The following is a 19,145-nucleotide window of genomic DNA, read 5'->3' on the forward strand; positions in this document are numbered from 1 at the left end:
CACTGTCCTTGTCTGGAATTGGGGGGATCAGCCGGCCTGTCCGCCGACCATCATGCGGTCGATGCGGAGCGTGGGCTGGCCGACGCTGACATGCAGCGACTGGCCCTGCTTGCCGCAGGTCGCCATGCCGGTATCGAAGGCCAGATCGTTGCCGATCATGGAAATGTGGCGCAGCGCTTCATGCCCGACGCCGATCAATGTCGCACCACGCACCGGGGCGACCAGCCGCCCCTTCTCGACCAGCCACGCCTCAATCGTGGTGAAGTTGAAACGGCCGGTGACGATATCGACCTGCCCGCCGTCGAATTCGGTCGCATAGATGCCGCGATCGATGGAGGCGATGATATCGGCCGGATCGGCCGTGCCGTTCGCCAGGAAGGTGTTGGTCATGCGTGGCATGGGCAGATGCGCATAGGACTGGCGACGGCCATTGCCCGTCGAGCGCGCGTTCATCAGCCCGGCGTTCAGCCGGTCCTGCATCAAACCGGTCAGCACTCCGTTCTCGACCAGCACGGTGCGGTCGGGCGTCGTGCCCTCGTCATCGATGCCCAGCGATCCCAGCCGCCCGGAAAGGCCGCCATCGTCGATCACCGTCACGCCGGGTGCCGCAATCCGCTCGCCGACCTTGCCGTCGAAGGCAGAGAGGCGCTTGCGGTGATGATCACCTTCCAGCCCGTGGCCGACCGCCTCGTGGAACAGCACGCCGGGATAGCCCGGTCCCAGCACCACCGGCATCTCGCCCACCGGCGCAGGGATGGCATCGAGATTGTTCAGCGCCATATTGGCCGCGGCTGCGACCATCCGGTCGACCGATGCGGCGTCGAACCCGCCCAGTCCGGCGCGCCGCCCCAGTCCCGCCTGTCCGCGCGTGCGGCGACCATCCTGTTCGGCGATGACGACCAGCGACAGGATCGTCATCGGCCGCACGTCCCCGGCCAGCAGCCCGTCCGCCTCGGCGACCAGGATCGTCGTGTCGGTCGCCCGGACATTGGCGTCGACCTGAACGATGCGACCGTCCTGCATCCGGGCGAGTTCGTCGATCCGCGTCAACAGGGCGATCCACGCCGCCGCATCCTCAACCGCCACCGTCTCGATCGCCGGATAGAGATGATGGACAGCCGGGGTCCGGGTCAGAGCGATGCCCTGCCCATGCCGCCCCGCGTCGCCGTGCCGCGCCAGCGTGCGGACCGCGCGTACCGTGTCGAGCAGCGCCCCCTCGCGCATGTCGGCGGAGTGGGCGAAGCTCACCTGCCCGCCATGCGCCGCTCGGGCGCCGACGCCTTGCCGCATCGAAAAGCCGCCCTGGGTGACCCGACCGCCCTCCAGCCGCCAGCTGCGCATCGCCGTCGTCTCGAAATACAGGTCGGCCAGATCCGCGCCGCCGCCCGCCAGTTTGCCCAACGCGCGGCCGATCGCCGCTTCATCGAGCCCCGCCGGACCAAGCAGCACGGTACGCGCGCGGTCGAGCGCCAGTGCGCCGCCGTTCATGCCTTTCCTCCCACCTGCATCTCGTCGATCAGGATCGATCCGGTGCGCAGCGCGCCCTGCCGCTCGACATCGTCGCCGACCGCGCGGATGCCGTTCAGCATCGCGGGCATCTGGCCCGCCAGCGTCACGTCGGTGACGGCATGGACGACCTCGCCCCCCTCGACCCACAGCCCCTTGATCGCCTGGGTCCAATTGCCGCTGGCCGGATCGGTCTTGCCGCCCTGAAACTCGGTTACGACCAAGCCCGTACCCAGCATCCGCAGCATCGCCGGCCAGTCGCCGCCCGGCGCGCTGCTGGTCAGCCGCAGATTGTAGAAACCATCGGCATTGCCGGTCGACGCCATGCCCAGTTTGCGTCCCGAGACGCTTGACAGGAACAGCCCCTCGACCACCCCGTCGCGCAGGATAGGACGGGCCGATCCGGCAATCCCCTCGCTGTCGAACGGACCGCTCGCCAATCCCAGCGGCTCGAACGGGTCCTCGGTCAGATTGAGATGAGAGGCCGCGACGCGCTGGCCGAGCGGCGCGCGCAGGAAGGTCATGCCGCAAAACTGCGCTATGCCGGTCAACGCCCCTGCCAGGTCGGAGACCAGCGACATCGCCGTGCGCGGGGCGAACAGCACCGGGCAACGCCGACTGGCGATGGCCCGTGCCCCCAGCGCCGCGCGGGCGCGATCGGCGGCGGTGCGCACCAATTGCTCGGGCGGGGCCAGGGCGTCGACGCTCCGCTCCTGCGACTGGCAGAAAGCCGACGTGCTGCCACCCTCGTCCTGCGCCAGCATCACCGACCAGCGCCCGTCATTCGAGCGCCGGATGCTACGGCAGAAGCCGTCGCTGGTCGCCAGCGCCCACAGTCCTTCGGTCGCGACCGCCACGGACTCGCCGACGCGAAGCCGGGGATCGGCCCCTGCCACCTCGCTGGCGATCCGATCGGCCAGCATCGCGGCGGTCAGCAGCGTATCGGGATCGCGCGGGCTTTCGGCGTAGAGCAAGGGCGAAATGCCCGTATAGGCAAGGCTGTGCGCTGGCGGCAGACCGCCGTCCGGGTCCGGCTGGACATGCTGGGCGATCATCATCGCCTCGTCGACCAGTCGTTCGATCGCCGCCGGATCCAAGCTGGCGGTGGAGGCCACCCCGCGCCGTCCCTGATGGAAGACGGTCAGCCCCAAGACTTGCGTCCCGCTGCGCTCGGCAGTCTCGACCTTGCCGTGCCGCACGGCGATCCGGGCAATGCCCTCATGATGCGCCGAGGCGCGCGCGGTCGCCCCACGCCGCGCCGCGCGTTCGATGGCCCGCGTCGCGGCATCGCGCAAGTCCGCCTCGTCCTGGGTCAGGAGCGCGCTCATGCCTCGCCCTCGGTGATGGCGGCCACCGTCGCATGGCCATGGTGCAGCCGCAGGCGATGCGTGTGATAGGCGGCAAGCTTTTCATTGTGTACGACGCTGACGATGGTGGCGTCCGGCATCGCGTCGAGCACGGCCCGGTAGAAGAAGGCGGCATTGTCGGCATCGAGCGCGCTGGTCGCTTCATCGACGATCAGCAGGGTCGGGCGCTGCAACAGGATGCGGGCCAGCGCGACACGCTGCTGCTCGCCGGGCGACAGCTCTTCCTGCCACATGCGCAATTCGTGCAGGGCGGTCCCGTGGGCCTTCAGCCCAACCTTTTCCAGCAGGGCGAGGACGGTCGCGTCGTCATGCTGTTCGGGCCGGTCGGGGAAGCAGACCGCCCCCTTCAGCGTGCCCAGCGGCAGGTATAGCCGTTGCGGCACCAGCATCGCCCGGCCACGGCGGGTCATCGCCACCTGGCCCGCTCCGTCCGGCCACAGGCCCGCAATCGCGCGCAGAAGCGTGGTCTTGCCGGTCCCGGACGGCCCCTGGATCACCCAGCGCTCGCCGTCGCGGACCGTCCAGTCGGCGACGGCCATCAAGGGCGCTCCATTGGGGCGGCGCAGTTCCAGCCCTTCGACCCGGATCGCCACGCCGTCGGGTGTACCGCCGGGCGTGAAGGCGATACCGCGCGGACGCTCGTAATCGATCGCATCATCCAGCGCCTTCAACCGGTTGATGTTGGCGACCTGCCGCGCGATGCCGGGATAGGCCATGACGATATAGGACAGGCTTGCCGAGAATTGGGTGAAGGCGTCGCGGGCGGCCTGAACCTGACCGAAGGTGATCGCACCGGCGAAATATTTTGGCACGGTCAGGAACAGCGGCACGACCGTCATCGTGCGCTGATAAATGTCCTGCCCGGCGCTCAGCCCGGCATTGGCCAGCATCAGTTGATAGAAGTTGCGGCGGATATTGGCGAAGGCCGCCTTCAGCCCGTCCTGCTCGATATTCTGCGCATGAGAGAAAGCGATCTGCTCGCCATTGCGGCGGACGTGGAGCAGACCGGCACGGTAATCGGCTTCATAATGCTGTTCGCGCATCTTGCGACGGACGAACGGCTTGCCGATCCAGGTAATCACGGTCGTACCCAGGACGACATAGGCGATCGAGAACCAGATCAGGTCGCCGCCGGGCAGCGGGATACGATAGCCGAACAGCGGGATATCGAGCGGCGACGAGGTTTGCAGCAGGATCGTGGCGAAGGCGATCGCCCGCACCAGGCTGAAGATCAGCGAGATGGCGATGCTGAGCGGCGACTGGCCATATTCCAGGCCCATCGAGGTAAAGGCGCGCACATCCTCGGCGACACGCTGATCGGGGTTGTCGATCATGCGCAACCGCTCGATCTCGTAGAAACGGTCCCGCGCGAACCAGCGACCGAGATACCAGTCGTTCAGCCAGTGCCGCCACCGGATCGACAGGGTCCAGCCGACGATATTGTGCAGGAACTGTGTCCCGATCGCCAGCCCGGCGATCATCATGAACATCACGACCAGCGACACGAATTGCGCCCCCTGCCGCCGTTCGATCGCATCGTAGAAGTCCCGCTGCCACGTATTGGACAACAGGAAGGCATAGGTCGTCCCGACCTCGACCGCGCAATAGCATGCGACCAGGAACCACGCCCATTTCCAGTCCTGCGACACGAAATACCGCGTGCACAGCCGCCAGGCATGCGCCCAGCGTGCACCGGCTGGCTGGACAGGCTGGAGACCCGCTTCGCGGCGGGTCTCCTCGGCATGGGCAGGGGGTGGCATCATTGGTGGGAACCCCGATCAGAACAGGCGCTTGGAAATGGTGAGCCGCACGTTGCGCGGCTCGGCGACCGGAACATAGGTAAAGACCGACGCCGACCCGTAATTGCGCCGATCGAAGATGTTGCGGATGCCGATATTGATGTCGAAACCCCGGACGGTCAGAAAGCCGTTGACGTCTACCTGCCGCGACGGCGGCACGACATATTGGCCGAGGAGATTGGCGTAGGAACTGGAGCGTCCATACAGACCGGCCGACAGGCCCCCGCTGACGCCCTCCGCGATCCTCGATCGATAGGAGGAGAAGAGGCTGTACGTATCGCGCGGCTGCTGTGCGACGACCGTCTGAAGCGCATTGACCGTCAACAGCGCATATCTGGTCCGCGTCAGCGACGCCAGCACCGACCAGCCCGGCAGCAACTGCCCGGCGATGTTCAGGTCGATCCCCCGCCCGCGCTGGCCCGGCCCAGGGGAAAGATCGGTCGGGTCCGCCGGATTGCGGATGATGATATTGTCCTGCTGTATGTCGAAATAGGATGCGTTGATCGTGGCGCGCTTGTGGAACAGGTCGAACTTGACGCCCGCTTCCTTGTTGGTGGTGATGATGTTCGGCAGGATGCTGCCATTCTTCGCCACCGCGAAAGACGCCTGCTCGCCGCGTGAGTAATTAGCGAAGAGCGACAGGTTGCTCGTGGCATCGAAGATCAGGCCGCCACTGGGCGACACGCCGTTCTTCCGCTGGACGTTGATGGCCGAAGGCCCCGCAAAGAAGGTCTGCGACGTGGTTTCGAACCAGTTCTTGCGAACGCCGCCCAAAATCTTCAATTTCCAGAATTCGATCAGCGCCTGGCCATAGATGCCTTCCTGCTTGCCGCCCGAACGGATCTGGACGTTACCGAACGGCGACCAACGAATGTCGGTCAGCGGCCCGCTGGCGGTGAAGGACGGGTTCAGGATCCGGGTATAGACCAGGCCACTACGCTGTTCGGCGGCGCCGTCACCGTAATTATAGCCGACATTGAAGCTGGCCTTCACATCGTCGGCGATGTGCACCTTGACCCGCAGGAAGCCGTCAATGGCATTGGCCGAGCCCTGTTGCCGCGATCCCTGAAGGTCGATGACGGGCACACCTTGACGACTATAGCCCGAATTCCCTGCGCGGGTCGTGAGCAGGGTCTGGTCATGCAAGCCACGAACGACCAATTCGATGCCCGGCACGATCTGTCGCGTCGCATCGAAATAATAGCGTTTGGTCGCGATCCGGATGCCTTGGTTGGCGGCGTAGATCGGCACGGACGGATCGCGATCGATGATCCGAAACGTCTTGTTGTCGAACAGCGTATAGGAGCCGATGCCGTTGACGGCCTCGTTCATGCTCGCACCGATCACGATATCGGTGAGGCGATCCTTGTACCGAAGCGACGGCGCGAACAACCAGTCCTTGTTGCCCGTATAGCCGCCATAGTTTCGATCCATCGTCTGGGCACTGCCGATGAAGCGGGCCGACAGCTTCTTGTCGCCGGTGATCGCGTTGTTGGCATCGATGACGCCGCGCGCCAGACCGAAGGAGCCGGTATCGAAGCTGACCGCCAGGCGCTCCTCGGCATTCGGCTTTTTGGTGACGACGTTGATGTTGCCGCCCAGGTTGCCGAACCCGGCCAGGATCGCATCGGGCCCCTTCAGGATTTCGACCCGCTCGATATTGGCCACCGGCTGGTCGGCCCCCGCCGCCACGCCATATTGCGACGATGTCGTCAGGCCGTTCACCAGCCCTCCGGCTCCGAAGCCGCGAATGGTATAGGATGCGCCGCTGTTCGGGTTGTTGCCCAGCACCGACACACCGCCCGCGTTGCGCAGGATGTCGGTGATGTTCAGCGCCTGCTGTTCCTCGATCGTCTTGGCGGTGATGACTTGAGTGTTGCGCGGCTGATGGCGCAGGCCCAGGCCGTTGCGGTCCGAGGTGGTCGCCTGACGCACCAGCACGCTGGTTTCCGCCTCGTCGCGCCGTGCGGTCACGACGATATCGTTGACGACGACCAGGCCCCCCTGCACCGCCGGAACGACGGTCAGGCTCGTTCCGCCGATGACCCTCCTGATCGCATCCGCCGCCGATCGCGCACCGCGCACGGGGCGTGAAGTCAGCCCCTTGACCGCGTCGGGATCGAAATTGACGTTCACACCTGATTGCCTGCCGATCATATCCAGCGCGCGGTCCATCGGCATGGCGGGCACGGTGATGTCCCCTGTCCGCACGGCCTGCGTAGCGGCGGCGCGGCTTGGGACGCTCGCGGCCAGAAGGCCGATGACACTCAGGCTGGCAAATCCCAGCACATGACGCCCACTCCCAGTCAGATTCAGCATGCAATCCCCCCTTCACAGGGCGCACGCCATCCCCCACGGCAAAGCCGCGCTCGGATAGAAAGCCATCCCTGTCGACAAACGGTTGGCGCCTCGCGGCGGATAATGCGGTGGCGATCCTCGAAGGAAGCTACCGCGGCCGTATTCCTGCTGACGACAGCCCGTGTCTTGGCGATGCGAGATGCCAGCCGGACCTTCTGTCATGGGAGACGCTATGCTTCAGTCTTGTGACAGGCAAATTCGAAATGTTCATGGGGGCATGAACCCATTCGATGATAGCCCTCAGACCTCATAATATTGCTCGAAATACGCCCTTACTTGCAGAATGAACCATTTCAGCACCGGATCGTGGCGGTTACGCGGCCACTGGGCCACGGTGACGATCCCTCGGCGGGCGAACGGCGCCTCGAACACCTTGAACGGCATCAACGCCGCATAATGCTGGAACACCCATGAATTGCCCGTGGCGACCAAATCGCTGCCGATCACGATCGCGGGCAGCGTCGCCTGGGACGTGGCCCGGACGCAGATGCGCCGCGCACGCAACATGTCCACGCCGTTCTGGTCGAGCGCGAAGGTCTGCTTCTCCTCCCAGCGGGCGACGATATGCCGCGCGGCCCGATATTGCGCTTCGGTGATTTCGACGCAGTTCTGGAACTCCGGGTGGCGATCCCAGACCAGGCAGCTCGGCCAGACGGTCAGCATCGGCATCGTCTCCAGCCCGTCGAGCGCCATATGCTCGGGCAGCAGCAGCAGATCGGCCCCCTGATCGAGGGATCTGTCCGGCCGCTCGATGTCCAGGGGGATGACGTTCACCTGCAAACCGGGAGCCAGGGTCGAAAAGCTGCGCAACACTGGGCCCAGCAGCATCTGCTCGTTCGCATCGTCGGCGGCGATGGTGATGCTCTCGGTCGTCGTCAGGGGATCGAAGGCGATGGAATAGTTGAAGGCGCCCTCCACCTCCCGCATGATCCGGCGCACTTCGGGCCGCAACGCATGCCCCAGCGGCGTCAGCTGCGGCTCCCCCCCTGCATGGACCACCAGGTCATCACCGAAATGATCACGCAGGCGCCGCAGCGCATGACTCATCGCCGATTGGCTCAGGCTGACGCGACGTCCCGCCTCGGTCAGGGTCGGGGCGTGGAGGATGGCGTCGAGCGGATAGAGCAGGTTGAGGTTGAGCCGACGGACCGTGCCGCCCTGGAGAGAGGCTGACGCACCACCTTGACCATCCGACGATTGACCCGAAGCCGTCATTGCCCGCCCTTCCCCACCCAAGGCCGAAAGGCCTAGCGGTGCATAACAAGAGCGCAGCCGGGTTGGTAGATCGACCGATCGGGTTCGCCGCCGCCGGGCGGATCTGGCGGGCGATGTTATTATGCCCCGACCGTGACCTCCATCGTCACACGACGGTTGGCGGGTGCGACCTCGTCGTCATCGTTCATCTCGAGCAACGGACGGCCGTCGGCTGCCCAGTGAACGCGACGAAGGCGCGCATCCCGTCCGTCCTTGCCGACGCCGTTCCCCCAGCTGTGATAGACATATAGGTCGTTACCATCCTCGTCGGTCGTGAACGAGCCATGGCCCGGCCCCTGTTCGTAACGCCGATAGTCTTCGTCGCCCTTGGGCATGGCGACGCTTTTCTGGAGCGGAGCGGACCATTTGCGCCACGCGTCGATGCGGGTCAGGTCGCTATCGAGCGAGGCGGACGTGCCGTTGACGACATAGGTCGGGCTGACCCCCGAGCTGGAATAGACAAGCGCCACGCGATTGCCCCGGATCAGCGCGAAGGCCCCCTCGGCGAGGTTTTCCTCCACCGAGGTATCCGGCGCGATGGCGGGCGACGGCAGACCGGCGAGGCGCGTCGGTCGGGCGGGATCGACCTTGGCGATCCACGTCAACGGATCGCCGAGCGGCCCGGATGTCGGCAGGTATCGCTGGGACCAGGTGTAATAGCCCTGACCCCGCACCTCGAAATAGGACATGTCGAGACTGATATTGGCGGGCATGTCCGGCCGCCCGAGCGGGGTACCATCCGCCTTGCGGATCGCGGCCGGTTTCGACCAGTCGGCGGGATTGGCGGGATCGCCGCCGTCGCGAAGCTGCATGATGTGCGACTCCACCGTCGACCATGCGCCGCCCTCGTTGAACTGCGGGTCGGTCGGATGGAAGCAGGGCGCAAACAGGATCGACAGTCGTCCGCCGATTTCATGAATTTCAGGTGCCCAATAGCATCCCGCAATCACTCGGCCTTCCGCCGTCCGATCGCGGCGGATCCGCCGATTGAGCAGGTCGACTTCCCGTGCGCGGCCGCCCTTGTCGTCGGCCAGATCGGCGATCGTATCGGCGATACGGAGCGGCAGATGGGGCGAGCCGACATTGTCGTTATTCGTGTCGTCCGTCGCGACGAACAGATAGCGGACCCGGCCCTCATGCTCCCAGCGATAGATATTGGGATCGGCGCGTTCATATGCAAAGATCGCCGGATAGCGGCGCTGGCGGACGGTGCCATGGACGAGATACCGTCCCGGCTTGCCCAACTGCGCCAGATCGGCGGCGTCCCAATCCACCGCGCGCGTCGCGGTGGAGCCGTCCGAATAGCTCAGTTTCACCGGCACTGCCGCGAGCCCACCGGCACCGCCCGGTCGGATTGTCTGCGGCGTCACGGTCGCCGCCGTGTTGACGATGCGGCCGAAACGATTGCCCAACGCTGTCGCGGTGACGTCGTCGACGGGCAGCGTATCAATGGCCGTGGTCGTGAGATCACCGATGCGGGCGTCCCCCACATTGCCGATGGAGGCGATCCTCGCGCGGCGCCCCCCCGTCTCGGGATAAAAGGGTGTCTGCTGCCATTCCTGACGCGTCAGATCGGCCACGGTCGTCCAGCGCGACTGTCCCCAACGGTCAATCCACGAGACGACGTAACGCTGGGCGGCGCTGTCCCAGATGGCGTGCGGATGGTCGATGCCGTCATTCGACCTGAGGTCCAGCGTGCCGAGCTCGACGAACTCCGCCGATTGCGGATCGCGGCGGAAGATGACGATGGCGGACGGTGACGGGTCCTGCTTGCCGTCCATGTCCACGCGTGCCGCGATGACGCCGATCGTGCCGTCGGCGAAATGGAACAGCGAGGGATTCGACACCCCACGAAGGGCGACGCGATCGACGCCGATATAATCCCCACGGGCGAACATCACGCCATAGTCGTCGTTGAGCGGGGTCATCGTGCCGTCGCTCCCCGACATGGCCAGATGGACGCTTCGCGCGACGGTCGGCTGGTTCGCATCCTGCGACGTGGTCGGCATTCGCGCATAGGCCTCCAGCTGACGTGCGGACTTGCCGAGCAGCTTCACTTTGAACCGCTTGGTCAGGGTCTTGCCGTCCGGCCGGGTCAGCCTGCCCTCAAGGCTGACGACGCGGGCGTCCGCCGTCATGTTGGTCAGGATGCCGTCGGGTACGTCGCGGCCATCGGCGCGCCAGGCGGCGGTATGCCCCACCGGCACCGGCAGGCGCGTTCCCGATGCCAGGATCGGGGCGGCGATCCAGCGATCGGCGACGGTCGCGAGATCGGGCGCGGCCCGGTTCCAATGCGCCACCAGAGCATCGCGCTCTGCCGCGGTGATGGGAAGCACCGTACCGTGTCGTGGGGACTCGGGCAGGTGGAACCGGCGCGGATAGGTCCACGCGATCTTGCCCTCAAGCGAATGGGTGGCGAGCGGAATATAGCCGACGCCGCCATAATTATCGACCCACAGGAAATATCGAAACCCGCTGGTATCGCCCGGATTGGCGCGAAACGCGGTCGGTCCTTCCACCTCGGGCGTGCCGGCGCGACGACCGATGCAGCGGTCGATGATCTTCCACGCACCCGACGCGCCATCGGCCCGGAGCGAGGACGACGTCTGCGCCAGAATATCGCTGGACGGGCAACCGGCCGCATCGCTGATCTTGGTGAAACGATAATAGCGATCGCCGTCCCGCAGGACCGTCGCATCGATCATCCCTTTCGCCTTGACGGCACCGGGAACATCGGCGGACCGGAACCATGGCTCGGGCGTGGTAAAATTGCGAAAATCGCGTGTGGTCGCACGCAGGATCTGCGGGCCGTTGCCATCCTCCACCTTGTGCGCCGCATCCTTGTAGCGGGTGGAGGTCCAATAGACGACATAGGCGCCGATCGTCGGGTCATAAGTCGCCTCCGGCGCCCAAGTCATGCCCGCATCGGGCAGATTGACGAGGACGTGCCGTTGCTTCCCCCAGTGGATGAGGTCGGTCGACTCCCAGACTTCGAGATATCGGCTGCCCTGGCTGGTCGAATCACGCCACCCGGTGCGCCCGGTCGAAAGATCGGTTGCAAGCAGGAAAAAGCGGTCCCCTTCGGCAGAGCGCATGATGAACGGATCGCGCAGGCCCCGCGTACCCTCACGCGACTCCAGGACCGGCTGCGCGTCGTTCAGCGTCTTCCATTGCAGGGCGTTGTTGCCGTCCGACACGGCGAAACGCAGCTTCTCCCCGTCGATGCTATTGCCGGTGAAGTAGACGAACATATAGGCCGAAGGCGCAGGAGCGGCGGCGGGCGCGGCCAGCACGGTGACGTCGATCGGGACGGACACGGGCCGGTGATCGGGTAGCGCGACGGTTGCGGTCAGGCGAATGCGACGGTCGCCGGTGCCGCGCGTGACGCGACCCTTGCGTATGACGTCAGGGCCGTGCCCCATATCGACGTCCGAAATAACGGCAGGATTGGAGGATCGCCACGTAATCCGCGCCTTGCCGATATTCGGCACATTGCGAAGCCCCGACAGGGCCGAGGCATCGTCGGGGAGCGTGACGTTGCCTCGGAGCGGGGCTGCGAATACGGGATCGGAGCGCAACGCGTTCGCAACGGCGTCCGTCAGCGGATCGGCGGCCGGTGCCGCCCCGACCAGCGCCATGCCCGCCAACGCACATAACAAATTGCCAAGGGGATGCGATCCGCCATTCATCCTGTATCTCCCGGTAGCAACGATGGCGAATGCGTCGCCTCGCAGCGTCATTATGGCGCCATTATGTCCGACATTTGCGTGACGGCAAGAGGGTGATCCAGATTTTTTCTACGATGGTCGCCAGATGACGGCTGCGGCGAGTGGCAGCGCGAAATATGGCTGAAAACTGGCGATCCTAGCGGGAAAGCGCTTTGTAATCCATCAGGCGACGGAAGGGAATATCGCCGCGGGAGCCGTGCCAGATCGCCTTCATCCCGCATCCAATTGATTGACAAAAGAATTTTGAGCTTGGCATCCGGGATTGGCGGCGTGGAGCGCATCTTGGGATGAAGCCTGCTCCCACGAAGACCCAGGCTACGGTCGAACCCTGAAAACGACGGCTGCAGATATGCCGCACAGGCCTATCGGCTCTGCCCCGTCCACCATTCACTGATCATATCCGAGTGTCGGGCGTCAGCGCTGCTTCTTGCTGATGGTCGCGGTGAAGTCCGGATCCTTCTTGGCGACCCAATCCACGAATTTCCGCACGTTCGGGTGATCGAGCAGGCCAGCCACATTCATCCCATGCCGCTGCAGTTCGGAATTGCTGAAATTCACGGTCAGGGTTTGCTGGCATATAGGATGCATCGGCACGACATCCCGGCCACCCCGGCTTTTGGGCACTGGATGATGCCAGACGATAGTCTTCCCCGTCGGCCGACCGCAGAGCCAGCATGGCACCGGTGCGGCCGGGACCTCCTCTTCCGGCGGAAGATGATCATAGGGATCGTGTTTGGAACGTCTGGCCATGGATGGAACAACTGCCTTATTTCCGACGGCCTGTAGCAAAGCGATCCACCCCGTCATATGGAAAGCTGCAAAAGGCCCCCACCCCGCCGGGCCGATGGGGGCGAAGATGACGAGTTCGGCGAAACCCTGGGATGCGGCACTGGCCCGCAAATGGCTGGAACGCCGCTATGAGGCGGCGCGGCTGGATCAGGCCGCCGCCGATCGGCGCGGCTACGAAGCCCGCGATGACTTCGACAAGGCCGCTGCTGAGGAATGGGTGTGTCGTACGCTGAAAAGCGCCGAATGCGTTGACGATCAAGCTGCGCTCATAATCCGCATCAAAGAGCTGATCGGAGAGGACGAGTATCCCGCAACCGGCGTGAATGACGATATGCGGTTCGAACGGCATGTTCGTACCTATCTGCGAAAGCTCGCCAAAATGGCGAAGACGAATGAAGGCTTTGAAAAGACCCTTCGCCATCAGTGAGGATGGCGATACGCCGACCAAGGCAGGCCCACAGGCAGTGGCCGAGGCCCCCAGCCCGCATTCCCGCTTCGCTCGTTTGCAATAGCCCCTTCGAGGGGCCAACGCCGTGATCTCGAACGGGCTGGCCGCATGCTCGCCCGTAAAACGACAAACTGCGGTCGGCCCGGCAGTAGCGATCTGCCATCGCCGACGTGCGCAATAGCCCAAGCTTCGGCGAAACCATCTTGTCGGACTTGAAGCCCCAACGTGTCAGGAGGCCTTCCGGCCGATCAATGCGGCCTCGACAGACATCCAAACCCAACTAGCGCGATTCGTAGAAAAACTTTAAGTCTGCCGGGATTTATTGTTGGATTGTTGCGCCTTCAAGTTCAGCCACCTATATTTCTTAAGCTATTATAATATCTCGATAATTACCAGATATTGGCGAGACAGCCAATCCCCGCCCGAATGCGCGGAGTCAACCATCACCAAAAATACCCCATAAAATCATTATGTTGCGCAAAAGCGGAAAATTGCGCTTTTTCCTTTCAAATGTATTTGTCAGGCATTTTCCTTTGTGCCATGTAAGGCACGAACCGCAACTTAGCGGACATACATTTGGGGGGAGGATATATGCGAGATATTGCATCGCGCTGGCTGTTCGGCGCGTCCGTCGTTGCGATCGCAACGGGCGGCATTCACAACATCGCCCATGCACAGACCGCCGTGGCGCCGCCGAAGCGCGGTGCCGAGCTTCGCGTGGAGCAGGGCCGCGATCCCAGCCAGCCGACCGGCGCGCTCAATGCCTCGCAGGTCGCCGAGCAGGGCGTTTCGGATCAGGACATCGTCGTCACCGGCGTGCGCGAGTCGCTGCGCTCGGCGCAGGCGTTGAAGCGCAACGCCAATCAGATCATCGACTCGGTGCAGGCGCAGGACATCGGCAAGCTGCCCGACGCCAACACGACCGAGGCGTTGCAGCGCATCACCGGTGTCCAGATCCAGCGCCGCTATGGCGAAGGCGCGACCGACTTCGATCACCGCACCTCGCCCGCCATCACGGTGCGCGGCCTGACCCAGGTGCAGAACTTCCTCGACGGCCGTGCCATCTATTCGGCATCGGGCGGCCGCGCCTTCGATCTGGAGGGGATTCCCCCCGAATTGCTCGGCGGCATCGACGTCTACAAGAACGCCCCCGCCAATGTCATCGAGGGCGGCGTCGGCGCGGCGGTGAACCTGCGCACCCGCCTGCCCTTCGACCAGCCCGGCCAGACGATCAGCGGCACACTGCGCGGCAACTATTATGACCGCGTCGACAAGTTCGGCTATTCGGCCTCGGGTCTGTACAGCAACCGCTTCGACACCGGCATCGGCGAGATCGGCGTCCTGTTCAACGCCGTCTATTCGACCGCGCATTACCGCCAGGACGGCATCCTGGCGAACCCGCAGCAACCGATACCGGCCGGCAGCATTCCCGGCGCGCCTGCCAATGCCCGGGCACCCATGGGGATGCAGGTCTATGACGATCTCGGCGACCGCCGCCGCCTGGGCATTGCCAGCGCGGTGCAATGGCAGGCCGCCGACAATCTGCTGATCACCGGTCAATATCAGCTTGCGAAATACTGGTTCAATCGACGCGGCGCTTATTACTACACCGTCAATGGCGGCAGCCAGTCCAATCCCCTGCCCGGATCGACCTTCACCTTCAACAACGAAGGCTATGCAACCTCCGGCTCGCTGCGTGGTCAGAATTTCGAAACCGGGCGTTTCGACCAGGAGTTGTGGAGCCAGAGCCAGAACTTCACCCTGGCCGCGGACTGGCAGGCGACGGACCGGGCCAAGGTCCATTTCGATGCCCAGTATCTGAAGAGCTATTACAACGCCGACCGTAACGGCCATGTCCTGTCGCTGTTTACCGCCGCCGGACAGAACACGCCCACCGGATCGCCGCACCCGTCGACCATCGACTTCGACCTGCGCGGCAGCCGCCCGCAATGGGACGTGCGCGACAAGGCGCTGCTGAGCAATCCGGCCAACTACAGCACGCCGTTCATCGCCGACGCCTTGCAGCGCAACGACGCGGACACGCTCGCGCTGGCCTATGACATCGAATATGATCTCGAGGGCGGCTTCCTGCAGAAACTGCGCGGGGGCGCACGCTATTCGGACAATTCGATCGATCTGCGCGGCACCTGGAATGGCGTCTGCCTGTATGCGACCGGACCCGATCCGTCCTGCTCGGCCAAGGACGGCACGCCCCTGATCCCGCTCAGCCGCAATCCCCAGCTGGCCATGCCGGGGCCGTCCAAAAATTTCTTCGACGGACGCAGCGTGACCGGCGGCTTCCTCTATCCCGCCTTCCCCGCTGGCGACGGAGTCTGGGCGCAGACCAAGGCGCTGTACGCGCTGTTCGGGGCCCAGACGAAGGATGCCTTCACGCCGGGCGATCTGAATTCGCAGACCGAGAAGACCTATACCGCCTGGGGCGCGGTCGATTACGCATTCGAAGGTGCGGGCCTGCGCTTCGATGGCGGCGTCGGCGTCCGGCTGGTGAAGACCGACCTGACCTCCTTCGGTACGCAGTTCAACTCCAACGGGACCAGCTCGCCGCTCTCGATCCAGAACAGCTATACCCGCGCGCTGCCCAGCGTGAACCTGCGGGCGCGGATCACTGAAGAGTTCCAGATGCGCTTCGCCTATTCCAAGGGGCTGGCGCGGCCGAATTTCGACCAGTTGTCGACGAACCTGACGCTGAACAATCCCAATCAGATCAATCCGATCACCGGCCGCCCCAGCGCCAATTCGGGCAATCCGCGCCTGCGGCCGATTTCGTCGAACAATTTCGACCTGACGGCGGAATGGTATTTCGCCTCCACCGGATCGCTGACGGGTGGCCTTTTCTACAAGAAGGTCGACGGTTTTCTGGCCAGCGGCGTGATCGTCCAGAATTTCCAGGGACGCGCCTATGACGTCAACACCGTACTCAATTCGGGCAAAGGCACCGTCAAGGGTGCGGAGATCGGCTATCAGCAGTTCTTCGACTTCCTGCCGGGCCTGCTCAGCGGCTTCGGCATGCAGGCGAACTACACCTATGTCGACTCGAACGTCACCAACCCGTTCGCCATTGCCGGGTCCGGCAACACCCAGCTGCCGCTGGAGAAGCTGTCCAAGCACAATTACAATCTGATCGGGCTGTACGAAAAGGGGCCGCTGACCGCACGCCTCGCCTATAACTGGCGGTCGAGCTATCTCGACCAGACGTTCGGCGCGGGCACCAATCAGCCGCAATATGCCAAACCCTATGCATCGCTGGATGCGTCGGTCAGCGTCAATGTGAACAGCCATATCGCGGTCTCCGCCGATGCAGTGAACCTGACCAATCGCATGAACGTCACCTATATCGGCACCATGGGGCAGCCGCTTCAGTATCAGCTGAACGATCGCCGCTTCGGTCTGTCGCTCCGCGCGACCTATTGATCCCCGCCTGCCGGCATGGTCTGACGATCGGACCATGCCGGCTTTTTTCGTCAGGGGTAGGAATAGTCATGGCCACGGCGCCCGCGTTGGAATTTGCGACCGATGCCGTCGCGACCGTTCGCCATATCGGCCACGAGCGCGAGCCGGTGGTGATCCTGGACGGCGCGACCGGATGGGTCGATCATTTGCGGGACTTCGCCGCGACCAGATCCGTCTTCGCTCCCGCCGCCGCCGCCGTCGGCAGCGCGTATCCCGGGCTGCTCGGTCCCGCCCCCGTCGCCTATGTCGATGCGATGGTGCGCCGTGTCCTGCCGCTGATCGCGACGCATTTCACCGGCGTGCCGGTCCGACCCGCCCGCGCGCGTGGCAATTTCTCGCTGGTCACCACCGATCCCGCCGCCTTGAGCGAGGATCAACGCGTGCCGCATGTCGACACCGCCGATCGGCTGCAATTCGCCACTGTCCATTTCCTGTCGTCCGACAATGACGATGGCACCACCTTTTTCCGGCACCGCGCCACCGGCTTCGAGACATTGGATGCGGAGCGCCTGCCCCGATATCACGCCGCACGCGCGGACGATCCACCACCGCCCGCTGGCTATTGCACCGATGGCGACACCGCCTTCGAGATGATCGACGTCATTGCCGCCAGGCCTGACCGGCTGATCCTCTACCGCGCGAACCTGCTGCATTCGGGACGGATCACCCATCTACCCGCCCGGGCTGAGGACCCTAGAACAGGGCGGTTGACCGGCAATCTGTTCCTCCAATGCAGGCTGGCGGCATGAGCGACGATGCGCCCATCAGCCGGATCGCGATCATCGGCGGGGGGACGGCGGGCTGGATGGCCGCCGCCGCGCTTGCCCGCGTGCTGGGACCGGAAGGCCCCGCAATTACCCTGGTCGAGTCCGAGGAGATCGGCACGGTCGGCGTCGGCGAGGCCACCATCCCGCCGATCCAGGCCTTCAACGCGCTGCTCGGCATCGACGAAGACGATTTCGTCCGCGCGACCCAAGGCACCTTCAAGCTGGGGATCGAGTTCGTCGACTGGCTGCGCCCCGGCCATCGCTATTTCCATCCCTTTGGGGTTTACGGCATCGACAAGGGCGCCATTCCGTTCGAGGCAATGTGGCAGCGGCTGCGGCTGGCAGGCGAAGCCCTGCCGCTCGAGGCCTATTCGATCTGTGCGGCTGCGGCCCGTAGCGGGCGGTTCATGCGGCCCCAGCCCGGCAACACCCCGCTCGCGCATATCGGCTATGCCTTTCATTTCGACGCCGCGCTCTATGCCCGCTTCCTGCGCGGCCATGCCGAAGCCGCCGGTGTTCACCGCGAGGAAGGTCGCGTCATATCCGTCGAACGCGGCGGCCCGCGAGATTTCATCGAAGCCGTCCTGCTGGCCGATGGGCGCCGGATCGCCGCCGATCTCTTCATCGATTGTTCGGGCTTTCGCGGCCTGCTGATCGAGGATGCGATGGGCGCGGGCTTCGAGGATTGGGGACATTGGCTGCCCAATGACCGCGCGGTCGCGGTGCCCACCGCCAATGTCGGGCCGCCGACCCCGTTTACCCGCTCGACCGCGCACGGCGCGGGCTGGCAATGGCGCATCCCGCTTCAGCATCGCACGGGGAACGGCCTGGTCTATGCCAGCCGCCACCTGTCCGACGGCGAGGCGGCCACAACGTTGCTCGCCCATCTCGACGGCGAGCCCCTGTCCGATCCGCGTCCCTTGCGTTTTCGGACCGGACGGCGCGACCGGTTCTGGATCGGCAACTGCGTCGCACTGGGGCTAGCCGGGGGGTTCCTGGAGCCCTTGGAGTCGACCAGCATCCATCTGATCCAGGCGGGGATCGCGCGCCTCCTGGAGATGCTACCCACCCGGGCGTTCGAACCGGCGGACACACGCCGCTACAACCGGCTGATGGCGGCGGAGTTCGACAGCGTCCGCGACTTCCTGATCCTGCATTTCCATGCGACTGAGCGCCGCGACACCGCCTATTGGCGGAAATTGGCCAGCATGGACATTCCGGAAACGCTGGCCGAGCGGCTGGCCATCCATGCCCGCACCGGCCGGGTCTATCGCGAGGCGGACGAACTATTCACCAAAACCAGTTGGCTGGCGGTGATGGACGGACAGGGACTGGTCGCCAACGGCCACGATCCGCTGGCGCAAGGTATGCCGATGGACGAACTCCGCGCGCGCCTGAACCGGATCGCCGCGGTGACGCAAGCGGCGGCCGGGCACATGCCCGCCCATGCGGACTTCCTCGCACGCCATTGTTCCGCCCGGCGCTGATCCAGGCGCGAGCCAGGGCAACCTCACGCCTTTCGAACTACGAGGCAGACGAAATTCGTCTGCCCGTCATTCCCCGCCCGCATCTGCCTTACCCTGACCCACGCAGCCACCGTTATCCGAACGTCGTGATCAACGAGCTCCAATTCCAATATGTCTGGCCGTCGCGTGGTA

General features: G+C 64.6%; 11 protein-coding genes. 4 read left to right on the forward strand and 7 right to left on the reverse strand.

Annotated elements, in window-relative coordinates; genetic code table 11:
- Positions 1-27: 27 nt before the first annotated feature.
- The 7 genes from ASF14_RS12250 to ASF14_RS12280 form a co-directional block, all read right to left on the reverse strand.
- The gene (locus ASF14_RS12250; protein ID WP_056435100.1) at positions 28-1,488 is read right to left on the reverse strand and encodes a metallopeptidase TldD-related protein; all 1,461 of its coding nucleotides are present in this window, start codon (positions 1,486-1,488) and stop codon (positions 28-30) included.
- The gene (locus ASF14_RS12255) at positions 1,485-2,834 is read right to left on the reverse strand and encodes a TldD/PmbA family protein (RefSeq protein WP_056435102.1); all 1,350 of its coding nucleotides are present in this window, start codon (positions 2,832-2,834) and stop codon (positions 1,485-1,487) included. Before ASF14_RS12255 ends, ASF14_RS12250 begins: the two co-directional genes overlap by 4 nt.
- Positions 2,831-4,636: an ABC transporter ATP-binding protein/permease gene (locus ASF14_RS12260; RefSeq protein WP_236697044.1), complete on the reverse strand. Its 1,806-nt coding sequence runs from the start codon at positions 4,634-4,636 to the stop codon at positions 2,831-2,833. The genes ASF14_RS12255 and ASF14_RS12260 overlap by 4 nt, the downstream gene beginning before the upstream one ends.
- Before the next feature lie 15 nt (positions 4,637-4,651).
- Positions 4,652-6,991: a TonB-dependent siderophore receptor gene (locus tag ASF14_RS12265; protein WP_082442213.1), complete on the reverse strand. Its 2,340-nt coding sequence runs from the start codon at positions 6,989-6,991 to the stop codon at positions 4,652-4,654.
- A 279-nt stretch (positions 6,992-7,270) separates the two neighbouring features.
- Complete coding sequence (locus ASF14_RS12270) at positions 7,271-8,245, reverse strand: LysR family transcriptional regulator (RefSeq protein ID WP_056435106.1); 975 nt, start codon at positions 8,243-8,245, stop codon at positions 7,271-7,273.
- A gap of 119 nt (positions 8,246-8,364) precedes the next feature.
- Positions 8,365-11,973, reverse strand: a complete 3,609-nt coding sequence (locus ASF14_RS12275; RefSeq protein ID WP_082442214.1) for a family 43 glycosylhydrolase — start codon at positions 11,971-11,973, stop codon at positions 8,365-8,367.
- A 453-nt stretch (positions 11,974-12,426) separates the two neighbouring features.
- The gene (locus ASF14_RS12280) at positions 12,427-12,762 is read right to left on the reverse strand and encodes a hypothetical protein (RefSeq protein ID WP_056435107.1); all 336 of its coding nucleotides are present in this window, start codon (positions 12,760-12,762) and stop codon (positions 12,427-12,429) included.
- 106 nt (positions 12,763-12,868) lie between these two features.
- Between ASF14_RS12280 and ASF14_RS12285 the strand changes: the two genes are divergently transcribed.
- The 4 genes from ASF14_RS12285 (at position 12,869) to ASF14_RS12300 (ending at position 18,974) form a co-directional block, all read left to right on the forward strand.
- Positions 12,869-13,228, forward strand: coding sequence for a hypothetical protein (locus tag ASF14_RS12285; protein WP_201780582.1), 360 nt, complete (start codon positions 12,869-12,871; stop codon positions 13,226-13,228).
- 612 nt (positions 13,229-13,840) lie between these two features.
- Positions 13,841-16,681, forward strand: a complete 2,841-nt coding sequence (locus ASF14_RS12290; RefSeq protein ID WP_056435109.1) for a TonB-dependent receptor — start codon at positions 13,841-13,843, stop codon at positions 16,679-16,681.
- A gap of 68 nt (positions 16,682-16,749) precedes the next feature.
- Positions 16,750-17,469, forward strand: coding sequence for a DUF6445 family protein (locus ASF14_RS12295; RefSeq protein ID WP_056435111.1), 720 nt, complete (start codon positions 16,750-16,752; stop codon positions 17,467-17,469).
- Positions 17,466-18,974, forward strand: a complete 1,509-nt coding sequence (locus ASF14_RS12300; RefSeq protein WP_056435456.1) for a tryptophan halogenase family protein — start codon at positions 17,466-17,468, stop codon at positions 18,972-18,974. The genes ASF14_RS12295 and ASF14_RS12300 overlap by 4 nt, the downstream gene beginning before the upstream one ends.
- The last annotated feature ends 171 nt before the right edge of the window (positions 18,975-19,145 follow it).

The sequence above is a fragment of the Sphingomonas sp. Leaf257 genome, from assembly GCF_001422185.1.
In the GTDB taxonomy this organism is placed as follows: Bacteria; Pseudomonadota; Alphaproteobacteria; order Sphingomonadales; family Sphingomonadaceae; genus Sphingomonas; species Sphingomonas yabuuchiae.